This window comes from Psychrobacter sp. NPDC078631 (genome assembly GCF_050268165.1).
Classification (GTDB): Bacteria; Pseudomonadota; Gammaproteobacteria; order Pseudomonadales; family Moraxellaceae; genus Psychrobacter.
The window spans coordinates 96,512-108,970 of the sequence record NZ_JBNNGG010000003.1 but is presented as its reverse complement, the minus strand read 5'-3'; the positions used below and the strand labels follow the sequence as shown (position 1 = coordinate 108,970).

The window sequence follows — 12,459 nt, the reverse complement described above, 5'->3', positions numbered from 1 at the left end:
ATAAGCAGTTTGCCCAATACAGCATCAAATAGGGCCATGATTCGCCTTAATGAGATCGGCTATTTTTTCGGCAATCATAATAGTTGGCGCATTGGTATTGGCGCTAATAAGCGTTGGCATCACTGAAGCATCGATGACTCGTAATCCGCTCACACCTCGTACCTTCAATTCCAAATCCACCACAGAGCTGTCATCTGAGCCCATGCGGCAAGTGCCTACTGGATGATAGATGGTATCTGACTTATTACGGATATAGCCGAGCATGCCGTCTTTTTCGAGGTAAGGGGCAGGGTAGTCTTCAGTGATGTACTTTGCGAGTGCGGACTCTTGCATGATGGCTCGAGTACGCTCGGCACCGGCTACCATATACTCTACGTCTTTCGGGTGTGACAGATAGTTTGGATCGATCAAGACAGCATCGGAGGGGTCAGCTGAGTCTAATCTGACAGTACCTCGACTTTCAGGACGCAGATAGCAACTGTGACAAGAGACAGCGAAGCCGCGTCTGAGATCGCGGCCATGCTCGATCACGCGCGAGATGACAAAGTGCAGCTGTGTATTTGGCCACTCTTTTGGGTCATCACCGACGCTAAAGAACGCACCTGCTTCTGCATAGTTGGTAGACAGCAGCCCTGTACCATCTTTTCTCCACTGCCGAATACTTTTGGTCAATGCCGAAATCGATGCCATGCCAATACCGATGACATCAGTCGTATTGACCTCGTAATCAAAGACAACATCTAGATGATCCTGTAAATTGCCACCGACTTCGGGTGCATCTACCACCACATCGATACCATGAGACTGCAAATGCTCTGCAGGGCCGATACCTGAGAGCATCAGAACTTTAGGTGAACCAAACGCGCCACCTGATAGTAGGACTTCATGACGCGCCGTGACAGTATGTTCGACACCGTCTTTTTCGTAGACGACGCCTGTCGCTTGATTGTCTTCGATAATGACGCGGTTAGCCTGCGCATGAGTGATGACAGTTAGGTTGGAGCGGTTTTGGACAGGATGCAGATAGGCGGCCGCAGCAGAGCAGCGTTGGCCTTGTTTTTCGCCATGGAAATGAGTGACTTGATACAATCCTGTACCGTCTTGCTTTTCGCTATTAAAGTCGGTGTTATGATCTAGGCCATTGGCAATCGCAGCTTCTACGAATGCTTTGGAGATGTCTCGTGGACTGAGTAGGTCGCTAACATGCAGCGGCCCGCTATCACCATGTAGGTCATCGCTACCACGAACGTTGTTTTCAGCTTTGATAAAGTAGGGAAGTACATCGTCAAACCCCCAGCCAGTACAGCCTTGCTCTACCCAGCGCTCATAATCTAGCTTACTACCACGCGTATAGATCATGGCATTGATAGCTGATGAGCCGCCCAGACATTGTCCACGTGGCTGAAAACCTTTACGGTTATTAAGGTGCTCTTGCGGGGTGGTGTGAAAGCACCAGTTATTTAATTTAAGTGGTTTGCCAGGAACCATCAGAATCAGTCCGGCAGGCACACGTACTGCTAGATCTTTGCCATCACCGCCGTACTCTAATAAACAGACACTGATATTTGGGTTTTCAGTGAGACGGCTAGCAAGCACGCAACCTGCTGATCCACCACCGACGATGACATAGTCAAATGTTGTGTCAAATTCCATTTCATATTCCTTATAGCATCCATGCTAATTAAAATAGGGTACGCTTTACAGTAACTATTATTTTGCTGAAATAATAAAATAAAAATGACTCTGCGGTATCTGTTTGCGCCAATATAATAGGACAAGCTAAGACTGTTATATTCGGTACATTATTTAAAATTAATGCTACCTAGTTTTGCACCAAACGTCCTTATATCGCACAGATTTCTGAGCGTACGATAAAGCGTTTGCCTTCAGGGATTTCTAACGAAAAGCTCGCACCGCGACCATTGACGACATCAATAGTGAGATCGGTATGCTGCCATAAATTGTACTGTGCCTTACCCATATAAAATGGACAGCCAGCAAGCTCACCAACCAACACATCCTGACCACCCACTTTGAACTCTCCTAATGGATAGCACATGGGTGAGCTACCATCGCAGCAGCCACCTGATTGATGAAACATCAGCTCACCGTGCTTGGATTTCAATAGCTCAATTAACGCTTTACAAGACTCTGTTGCTGTAATTTTCATACTCAACTCCTATGCTATCAGTGTCGAAAAACATACTATTCTAAAAAGCTATTATTCAAAACATGGCTTTTTACGACTTCTTAAAGTGAAAATGCAACCTATCTTGCGACAGATTGCATTTGTTTTCTAAGTACTGTCATGCGTTCACAGGTTAGATTAGAAGAAACCCATTTTTTTAGGGCTGTACGAAACCAGCATGTTTTTGGTTTGCTGATAATGATCGAGCATCATCAGATGGTTTTCGCGGCCGATACCTGATTGCTTATAGCCACCGAATGCAGCGTGTGATGGATATAGGTGATAGCAGTTGGTCCATACGCGGCCCGCTTGGATACCACGTCCGAAACGATAGGCTTTATGTACACTACGTGTCCAAACGCCAGCGCCTAGACCATATAGGGTATCGTTGGCAATTTGCATGGCTTCGTCGTCGTCTTTAAAGGTAGTGACAGCGAGCACAGGTCCAAAGATTTCTTCTTGGAACACGCGCATGTCGTTGGTGCCTTCAAAGATAGTTGGCTTAACATAATAGCCGTCTGCTAGGTCGCCATCGTGTTTGGCTTGATCGCCACCAACTAGGACTTTTGCGCCTTCTTTTTTACCGATATCAAGATAAGATAAAATCTTCTCTAACTGATCTGAGCTGGCTTGCGCACCAATCATAGTCTCAGTATCTAGTGGATTGCCCATTTTGATGGCTTCAACACGAGCGATACAGCGTTTGATAAATTCGTCATAGATGCTTTCATGTACGAGTGCACGTGATGGGCAGGTACAGACTTCACCTTGGTTTAAGGCAAACATGACTAGGCCTTCGACCGCTTTGTCCAAGAAGTCATCGTCTTCGTCCATGACATCAGCAAAGAAGATATTTGGGCTTTTGCCGCCAAGCTCTAGCGTCACTGGAATGATGTTTTCGCTAGCGTACTGCATGATGAGGCGACCCGTTGTGGTCTCACCAGTGAAGGCAACTTTGTTGATACGAGGGTTTGAGGCAAGTGGTTTACCAGCTTCGACACCAAAGCCATTGACGATGTTTAACACGCCTTTAGGTAAGATATCAGCGATACCGATCGCTTCTAACATATATAGTATCGAAGCAGGCGTTTGCTCAGCAGGCTTCATAACGATACAGTTACCAGCAGCCAGTGCAGGGGCGATTTTCCATACTGCCATTAGAATAGGGAAGTTCCATGGGATAATCTGCCCGACAACGCCTAGCGGCTCATGGAAATGATAAGCAACGGTGTCTTCATCAATTTGACTGATACCGCCTTCTTGTGCGCGGATGGCACTGGCGAAATAACGGAATTGATCGATGGCTAGTGGAATATCTGCCATTAAGGTTTCGCGTACAGGCTTGCCGTTTTCGTAGCATTCAGCAATAGCGATCGCTTCTAGATTGGCTTCCATGCTATCTGCGATTTTTAATAATAAATTGGCACGTTCAGCGACGCTGGTTTTGCCCCAAGCGTCTTTAGCAGCATGCGCGGCATCTAGGGCTTTTTCGATATCTGCTTCTTTTGAACGGGCGACTTGGCAAATGGTTTTACCATCGATAGGGCTTGGGTTGTCAAAGTACTCGCCATCGACAGGAGGGGTCCACTCACCATTAATAAAGTTATCGTATTTTTCGCGGAATTGGACGGGACTGTTTTCAGTATTGGGATAAGCGTATAACATTAACCACTCCTTGTTGTGTATTATGGTTATTTAAAATATGGTTACTTACGTATGACCATTTAAAAATACATTCTTGGTCTTCCTAACCAAGTTATCATCCTATCGTACTGAGCTTTTTAGCAGAACGATAATGACTTTTTATAATGATATATTTTGTATCGTATAACTTTAAGTTATGTGATATGAGTCGGTTAAAATGGTTCGCAAACGGTATGCAGCTGTTATAATTGTGAGCATCTATTTTGGCTTGCTATGGTTACTGGATTAATCATGGCGGCTTTCTTTTTGTACTATTTCTTCTTCATAATATTGGTTGGTTTGGATCTATGCGTCAATCTTCTGCTCTTGATATCCTAAAAACAGGTCAAAACGTCTTTTTGACCGGCTCAGCAGGTTCAGGTAAGACTTATACTCTCAATCAATACATTGATTATCTACGCGCCCGCCGTGTCCCTGTTGCGGTGACCGCCAGTACGGGTATTGCCGCAACGCATATGAACGGCACGACGATTCATAGCTGGTCAGGTATCGGTATCAAAGATGAGCTGACTGATCGAGATTTGTCCACCTTATCACGCAAGCAGTTTTTAGCAGACAGATTGAAAGATACTGCAGTTTTGGTCATCGATGAGATTTCGATGCTACATGCCAAGCAGCTTAACTTGGTCAGCCAAGTGCTCAAGCATATTCGCAAAAATGACAAAGCGTTTGGCGGTATTCAGGTCGTAGTTGCAGGAGATTTCTTTCAGTTACCACCGATTGGCAGTAAAGGTGAGACGAATCGTGAAAAGTTCGCCTTTATGTCTGAGGCTTGGCTCGACGCCAAATTCCATATTTGCTACTTGTCTGAGCAGCATCGTCAAGTCAGCGATGCAGCCAATGGCGGACTCGATTTAGACGATATTCTTAACCAAATCCGCCGTCAGGAAGTAACCTTTGAGGCGATTGCCGCTTTAGAAGCGACGTATGATCAAAGCGTCGATATCAAGCGTACGCGTCTCTATACCCATAACCTCAACGTTAATAAAATCAATGACAAAGAACTGGCGTCTCTAGATGGCGAGATGATGCGTTTTGAGGCGACGGCGACAGGCGATAGTAAGCTGGTTGAGACGCTAAAAAAGACCGTACGTACCCAAGACGAGCTGATTCTCAAAGTCGGCGCCAAGGTCATGTTTATCAAAAACAATGCTGAGCTCGGTGTCTCTAACGGGACGATGGGCGAGTTGATTGGTTTTGCTGCTGTCAAAATAGATGATAAAGACAGTAGTGACGCGTTAATCGAAGACGATAGCAGCGATGACGTTGATGAGGATGCTGCTAGCGAAAAAACGACAAAAGGTAAGAAGTCTGCTGCTAAAAAAGATAAAGAAAAACCAAAGTCGAAGAAACCAACGACCCAAAAAATGCCTGTCGTGCGGCTTAATTCAGGACGAGAAGTCATCGCTGAGCCTGAAGAATGGATTATCGAAGATGAGACGGGTGACGTGCTAGCAAGTTACTTACAAGTGCCGCTCTGTCTGGCATGGGCGATTACCATTCATAAATCGCAGGGCATGACCCTCGATGCGGCTGAAATCGATTTGTCGCGTACTTTTGAGTTGGGACAAGGCTATGTAGCATTATCACGCCTCAAATCGCTATCAGGTCTACAGCTGCTGGGTATGAACGACATGAGCTTGCAACTTGATCCATTGGCTCGCGGCGCAGACAAGCGGTTTCTAGTACTGTCTGAAGAAGCGGATGCCAACTATGCGATGCTAGATGAAGAAAGCATGCAGCAGGCACATGAAAAATTCGTCCTGAAGTCAGGTGGGACATTAAGCAAGTCGGTAATCGATGCTTACGCCACGCTACAAAAGAAGCGCCGTGAACAACAGCAAGCGAAAATCGATAAAAAACAGAAATTAGGCAATCAGGTCACTGACAAATCAGACAGTACTCTACTTGCGACCAGAGTGTTGTTAGAAGAGAGTTTGACCATTGCTGAGATATCACAAGCGCGTCAGTTGTCACAGTCGACTATCATGCGTCATATTGCTGACCTAAAATCACAAGATCCAAGTCTTGCCTGCGATCATCTGCGTCCAGATGATGAGGTAATGACAGCCGTAGGTAATGCCTATGTCGCTATTAAAGTCGCTAATAATCCAAATGACTTCAATGATGACGGTAGCATCAAGCTGCGTCCGATATATGATCATCTTAAGCAAAGCATTGACTACAATACCATTCGCCTCGCATTGATTTTTATCACCCCATAGTTTTGCTGCTTATAATTTTACTGCCTATAACTTTGTTACCATTAGTTTTATAGGCTTTATTTTTGCTATTTCTTAGTATTTAGCAATCATTAGCGCACTCAACGTGATAACGCTCAGTTTTTACCCCCATTTATAGCGATACCCTTTATGTCCGATGTTATGCCTGATTTTTCGAGTGCTACTTATCAATTGACCTCTGACCCGACAGCGGCGACGTTCCGTACTACTGGTGAGCATACACAGCCACTGAGAGTCGCTATCAATGGCTTTGGTCGTATAGGGCGCAATGTACTTCGTGCTTTGCTAGAGCGCTTTGAAGTGTTAGGTCGTGCGATTCATGTAGTGGCAATTAATGATTTAGCGCCAGCGGATATCTTGTTACATTTACTCAAGTTTGATAGCACCCATGGTCGCCTCAGTCGATTAGGCGTAAATGCTGAGATTGTAGAAAGTGAGTCAGGTGATACGAGCAAGACTGAGCTCTGTCTGACCAAAAACAATCTGACTTACTGCATCAATATGCTATCAGAGCCTGATCCCAAAAATTTACCTTGGCAGACGCTGGGTGTCGATGTGGTTTTAGAATGTACTGGGCATTTTCGCTCGTATGAGCAGGCGACGCTACATATTGACGCTGGCGCGCAGCAAGTAATCATCGGTGCCGCGCCATTTGACGATGTGGATGCCTGTATCGTGATGGGCGTGAATACCGATGCGCTCACGCTTGAGCTGCCGATTATCTCCAGTGTGTCTTGTACCACGCAGGCTTTGGTGCCGTTGATTGATACGCTTGACAAGGCGTTTGGTGTGCAGTCCGCCATGATGACAGAGATTCATGCAGTCACTGCCGATCAAACAGTGCTTGATCAAGCACATCGAGATCCAAGACGGGCGCGCGCTTCTGGCTATAATATTATCCCAACGACATCCAGTAGTATCGCTGCCACAGAGCGGGTGCTACCAGCCATGGTCGGCAAGATAAATGGGCATTCGATACGAGTGCCCACTATCGACGTGGCTGCGATTGATGTCACCTTTGTGTTTGATACGCCAGATGTCGATGTCGAGACAGTACGAGAGGTACTTAAATCTGCCAGTCAGGCGCATTTGCATGACATCATGGCTTATACCGATGAGCCATTGGTATCTAGTGACTTTATTCATCAGACTGAGTCGCTAATCATTGATGGTCAGCAACTTATGCAAGTAGGTGGTCAGTATAAGGTTTTTGCATGGTATGATAATGAATGGGGCTATGCCAATAGGTTGCTTGATATGTGCTTACATCTGGCCTCAAGCAAGCAATAATGCACCAATTTACAAGTATTCGAAAATTAATTGGATTTTTTTAGTTTAGGGGCTTGCATTATAAAATGATATCTATATAATGATGCACCAATGGAGACGTGGCAGAGCGGTTGAATGCACCGGTCTTGAAAACCGACAAGGGTTAATAGCCCTTCGAGAGTTCGAATCTCTCCGTCTCCGCCAAATTCGAAAAAGCCCCAATCAGCAATGATTGGGGCTTTTTTTTATGGTATTGATAAAATTATTAAATAATACCTTCTACTTCTATAAAATCCTCAATAGTAGGTTATACAGCTACTTCACCAGTGAGTTTTCAAATTCGATTGTCTGATCATCTATTAAGGTAAGCATGCCTTTATTAACCTCGATAGTGATGCCACTAGCATTTTTGATAGCGCGCATGACATTGATATCCTCAATGCTGCTTTCAATAATGATCTTGCCAGACTGCTCTGGTGCGATAGGTGGATCAAACGTTGTCAAAGGCACATTAAAGTTTTTGCCCTTTTTCAGGTTGGCATCCTTCATGGTTAGCGTCCCTTTAAAACTTTTTATCGCGCTTTTGCCATGATTGGATAACATAAACTGCATTTTGACTTGATTTAAGCTATCGCTATCACTGGTTTTTACAGGTAGTAGGGCGACAGGATACATCTGTGCGGTAGCATTAGTCGCCTGACCTTTGACGATAGGGCTTTTCTTTCCCGTTGGGTTGTTTGGATGCAGCCGCTCGTATTCACGCTGTTGTATTAGCGCCTGCTTGATAGTGGTGCGCGGCATGGCTCCTGATTCATAGGCATCGCTCAATTTCATACGTAGCATATATCGGCTGAGTACTTGTTGATCGGCCTCAGACAATTGCTCAAAAGTTTGCCCTAACTGTTTTTGCCATTGGTCTGAATCTGTCGGTATGGTTGTTTTACTTGGATCAGTCTGCGGCGATGAGCAGCCAGTCGCAATCACTAGCATTGCTACCGTCATGGTTGAAAACAAAGTTTTGTTGAAACGCTGATGTAAGCCCGTCATCGTACCCCTCCTTGCAGATCTTTATTATGTTGAAACCTTATAAATAGTCGCGACTATATTCTTAATATACCTTGTTTAAATATCTGTTGTGTTTAGTTATGGCTAACTAGAATCGTAAATATCGCAGAGTACTTAAAAACATATGTACTATGAATCAGGTGCAAGAAGGACATAACAAGAAGAGAGTTAGAGAAGAATCAGTAATGCTTTAACTTTTATAGCAGCCACAAAAAAGACCAAGCTCGCGTTAGCAAACTTGGTCTTTTTTATTTTAATACTATTTAGCAGCGATACTATTAATTGTTTAATCGTTGTCTTGTAACTCAGATAGCGGATGAGTGATGTTGTTATTATGCGTCACTACAATCGCTTCATCGATAATATGTTGGCTAACGCCGCGCTTGCGTAGCGTTTCGATGAATACTTCATCATGGGCAAGCGTATAATCCTGATGGTCACGATCCAAGCCCTGACGAATATAAAGACGAATAAGCCCTTGAATGCGCTTAAAGCCTAAGTCTGATGACGTCGTTTCTAATAGACCAATCATTTCTTCAGACAAACGAATACTAATCGGGCGCATGATCTTTTGCGGATGATCAGAAAACTTATTTTTTATACGTACAGGTATCATAATAAACCATTACTTTTAGTGAGTAAGAGCGAAGCACTCAAACAAAAACGAACCCAATCAAAACTAATCTTACCATACAACAAAAATGTCTAAAAGAACACCACAGCCGTGCTAATATTATTAGAAGTAAATATAAAAGACGCAGCAATAAAAAAACCTCCATCAAATTATGATGAAGGTTTTTAGTATATGGCTCTCCAACCTGGGCTCGAACCAGGGACACACGGATTAACAGTCCGTTGCTCTACCAACTGAGCTATTGGAGAATAGCTGGTCATAACAGCAAGTTATTGACGCTTTATATTAAAGCAGTTAATTAGCTTGTTTGCGTTATGTGGGGCACATTTTAGCCAAGTCACTACAGGCTGTCAACCTTATTATGCGTTTAATTATAAATATTATCGCAATTATTGAAAATTAACGCCAATCCCTTATCAGATAGGCTATTTCAAGGCAGCACTTAGTAGGAAATGACGACAAATGTGTTTTAAAAATAAAATGTGCTTTAGAAATAAAGAATATTTTCAGAAAATTTTATAGGGCACATAGGATGAACGATGAGAATATAGAACTGGACGTCAATTCGGCAAAGTAAAACTGGATTTAATACTTTGTATTTTTGAATATAAAGGTGGTGCGATACCGTTTGACACAATAAAGTTGCAAGACAGCCCTTCACATTGGCAGTAGTATTCTATAAAATACCGACCATGTGGTTTCTTTGCTATGTTTTTCATAGCATGCGTTGAACAAAAGCGGGTGTTCTAAAGATGAGTCCTACTACGATTGCTTACGGTTATCTGACTATTGCCATTATATGCGAAGTGGTGGGGACGACTTTTTTGGTAAAGTCAGAACAGTTCACCCGTTTGTTGCCAACATTGATGATGGGCGCGCTCTATGCGGTTTCATTTTATCTATTGGCTCAGACGCTCAAGACCATACCGCTAGGCATTGCGTACGCGCTGTGGGGCGGGCTTGGGATTGTACTTACCTCACTCGCTGGTGTGGTGCTATTCAAGCAAAATCTTGATACAGCAGCAGTGGTCGGTATCGCGATGATCGTCGGCGGTGTTGTTGTGATGAACTTATTGTCTAATTCTGTGGTGCATTGATATGGAAAATGCTTATAAGCGTAAAAAACAGCCAGAAGTCATTCGTCGTGCGTTGTTAGATCAGGCAGCACGTATCACATTGGAGCAAGGCTTATCTAAAGTGACGTTTCAGGCAGTCGCTGATGCGGTTGGGGTGACGAAAGGTGGCGTGATGCATCATTTTTCTACCAAAAACGCACTTGTATTAGAAGTCTTCAATGATGCAATGGCTAAGTTTGAGGCAGAAGTAAACGCAGCAATGGCTGATGACCCTGTTAAGTACGGTTCATTTACCCGCGCTTATATAGATGCCACTATCAGCCTTGGCGAGCAAGGTCAGGAAGAGTACGATAATCAAGCGACCCTATATGTACTGATGCTAGGTGATAGTGAGCTGCGTGAGTTGTGGGCTAAGTGGGCGAATGAGCAACTCAAAAAACATGCAGCAACGGATAATACCGAGACATTATGTATGGTTCGCCTTGTCGCTGACGGCATTTGGCTCTCAGACTTTTCAGGCATAGATATCGCAGACAAACAATCATTACGTGATCGCTTGATAAAAATGACGCAACGAGATTTTGATTTATAAAACGATGCTGATTTATAAAATAATTTTTATTTCACTATTTGAAGACTAAATTTCTTAAAGACTAAATTTCGAAACTTAACTAACGACGACACTATTCGGTATGAGTACCTTTATATAGCTACTTTTGCCAATCGTCCTAAGGAGAATTTATGACTGATATTAATAATTTGACAGATATTATCGATTTAGACCAAGTACAAACAGCCTATATCAACGGTCGCTATCTAGCGGTTGATGAATCGCTGACGACTTTTGAAGATATCAATCCAGCCACTGGTGAAGTATTGGCAACGATTCAGCAAACCAGCAATGATCAGATTGATGAAGCCGTAAAAGCCGCACATAAAGGTCAAAAAGTTTGGGCGGCGATGACAGCGGTCGAGCGTGGTCGCATTTTATCGAAGGCTGTTGAGATATTGCGCGATCGCAATGATGTGTTGGCACTACTTGAGACCAAAGACACAGGTAAAGCCTACTCTGAGACGAAGTATGTCGATATCGTTACGGGTGCTGACGTCGTTGAATACTATGCAGGGCTTGCGCCTATGATTGAGGGTCGTCAGATTCCATTGCGTGATACTAGCTTTGTCTACACTAGAAGAGAGCCGTTAGGCGTGGTCGCAGGTATTGGCGCATGGAACTATCCGATTCAAATCGCGATGTGGAAAGCGGCACCTGCACTGGCTGCTGGTAATGCGATGATTTTTAAGCCATCAGAAGTGACACCATTGACAGCACTAAAACTGGCAGAAATATTGACAGAAGCTGGATTGCCAGATGGTGTGTTTAACGTCGTACAAGGTAACTATGAAGTGGGTCAGGCGCTAACTGAACACCCAGATATCGCAAAAGTATCGTTCACGGGTGGCGTACCAACTGGTAAAAAAGTCATGTCGAGCGCGGCAAGCTCATCTCTAAAAGACGTAACTTTAGAGCTTGGTGGTAAGTCGCCATTGATCATATTTGATGATGCAGATATCGATACCGCTGCTGACATCGCTATGATGGCCAACTTCTACAGTACTGGTCAGGTATGTACCAACGGTACGCGCGTATTTGTCCCGAAAGCGCTACAAGCTAAGTTTGAGCAAGCCATCTTAACCCGTGTTGAGCGTATTAGACTGGGCGACCCTATGGATGAGAACATTAATATGGGTCCACTGGTTAGCTTCCCGCATATGGAGCGTGTGCTTGGCTATATCGAGCAAGGTAAAAAAGGCGGTGCACGTCTGCTAACAGGTGGCGAGCGCGTTACAACGAACGAGCTTGCAAACGGTGCATTTGTCGCACCGACAGTATTCACTGGTTGCACGGATGATATGACTATCGTACGCGAAGAAATCTTTGGCCCAGTGATGTCGATATTGACTTACGAGACCGAAGAAGAAGTTATTCGCCGCGCTAATGATACCGATTATGGCTTGGCAGCTGGGGTTGTGACTGCAGACCTAAAACGCGCACATCGAGTTATCGCTCAGATCGAAGCTGGTATCTGCTGGTTGAATACATGGGGCGAGTCGGCAGCACAAATGCCAGTAGGTGGTTACAAGCATTCTGGTATCGGCCGTGAAAACGGTATCGAAGCGCTCGAACACTATACTCAGACCAAATCTATCCAAGTAGAGTTGGGTGCGTTTGAATCTGTCTTTTAATCAATCTTATTGAGAAAAACGAAGCCAGTAAGGTTG

The 12,459-nt window shown here is 44.2% G+C and carries 10 protein-coding genes and 2 tRNA genes; 6 read left to right on the top strand and 6 right to left on the bottom strand.

Annotation, left to right across the window (positions count from 1 at the left end):
• Positions 1 to 24 precede the first annotated feature (24 nt).
• The 3 genes from ACQKCP_RS09220 to exaC all read right to left on the bottom strand — a co-directional run bounded on the left by ACQKCP_RS09220 (position 25) and on the right by exaC (position 3,853).
• A complete protein-coding gene (locus ACQKCP_RS09220) occupies positions 25 to 1,653 on the bottom strand; it encodes a GMC family oxidoreductase (RefSeq protein WP_427612112.1) in 1,629 nt (542 codons plus the stop codon).
• 190 nt (positions 1,654 to 1,843) lie between these two features.
• The gene (locus ACQKCP_RS09215) at positions 1,844 to 2,170 is read right to left on the bottom strand and encodes a DUF779 domain-containing protein (protein WP_201578704.1); all 327 of its coding nucleotides are present in this window, start codon (positions 2,168 to 2,170) and stop codon (positions 1,844 to 1,846) included.
• Between the two features lie 156 nt (positions 2,171 to 2,326).
• Positions 2,327 to 3,853, bottom strand: coding sequence for an acetaldehyde dehydrogenase ExaC (gene exaC, locus ACQKCP_RS09210; protein WP_397477582.1), 1,527 nt, complete (start codon positions 3,851 to 3,853; stop codon positions 2,327 to 2,329).
• Between the two features lie 326 nt (positions 3,854 to 4,179).
• On the opposite strand from exaC, the gene ACQKCP_RS09205 reads away from it, so the two are divergent.
• From ACQKCP_RS09205 to ACQKCP_RS09195, 3 genes are all read left to right on the top strand, one after another.
• A complete protein-coding gene (locus ACQKCP_RS09205; RefSeq protein WP_427612111.1) occupies positions 4,180 to 6,117 on the top strand; it encodes an AAA family ATPase in 1,938 nt (645 codons plus the stop codon).
• 159 nt (positions 6,118 to 6,276) lie between these two features.
• The gene (locus tag ACQKCP_RS09200) at positions 6,277 to 7,425 is read left to right on the top strand and encodes a type I glyceraldehyde-3-phosphate dehydrogenase (protein ID WP_427612351.1); all 1,149 of its coding nucleotides are present in this window, start codon (positions 6,277 to 6,279) and stop codon (positions 7,423 to 7,425) included.
• A 92-nt stretch (positions 7,426 to 7,517) separates the two neighbouring features.
• Positions 7,518 to 7,608 (top strand) — tRNA-Ser (locus ACQKCP_RS09195).
• Between the two features lie 111 nt (positions 7,609 to 7,719).
• Here the strand turns inward: ACQKCP_RS09195 and ACQKCP_RS09190 are convergent.
• From ACQKCP_RS09190 to ACQKCP_RS09180, 3 genes are all read right to left on the bottom strand, one after another.
• Complete coding sequence (locus ACQKCP_RS09190) at positions 7,720 to 8,451, bottom strand: hypothetical protein (RefSeq protein WP_427612110.1); 732 nt, start codon at positions 8,449 to 8,451, stop codon at positions 7,720 to 7,722.
• A gap of 304 nt (positions 8,452 to 8,755) precedes the next feature.
• Positions 8,756 to 9,085 (bottom strand): hypothetical protein, encoded by a 330-nt coding sequence (locus tag ACQKCP_RS09185; protein WP_057761113.1) that lies wholly within the window; start codon positions 9,083 to 9,085, stop codon positions 8,756 to 8,758.
• A 190-nt stretch (positions 9,086 to 9,275) separates the two neighbouring features.
• Positions 9,276 to 9,351 (bottom strand) — tRNA-Asn (locus ACQKCP_RS09180).
• A gap of 504 nt (positions 9,352 to 9,855) precedes the next feature.
• Here ACQKCP_RS09180 and ACQKCP_RS09175 point away from each other — a divergent pair.
• From ACQKCP_RS09175 to betB, 3 genes are all read left to right on the top strand, one after another.
• Positions 9,856 to 10,200: a DMT family transporter gene (locus ACQKCP_RS09175; protein WP_201578701.1), complete on the top strand. Its 345-nt coding sequence runs from the start codon at positions 9,856 to 9,858 to the stop codon at positions 10,198 to 10,200.
• A gap of 1 nt (position 10,201) precedes the next feature.
• The gene (locus ACQKCP_RS09170; RefSeq protein WP_227684820.1) at positions 10,202 to 10,771 is read left to right on the top strand and encodes a TetR/AcrR family transcriptional regulator; all 570 of its coding nucleotides are present in this window, start codon (positions 10,202 to 10,204) and stop codon (positions 10,769 to 10,771) included.
• A gap of 149 nt (positions 10,772 to 10,920) precedes the next feature.
• Positions 10,921 to 12,423, top strand: a complete 1,503-nt coding sequence (gene betB, locus ACQKCP_RS09165; RefSeq protein ID WP_427612109.1) for a betaine-aldehyde dehydrogenase — start codon at positions 10,921 to 10,923, stop codon at positions 12,421 to 12,423.
• Positions 12,424 to 12,459 lie beyond the last annotated feature (36 nt).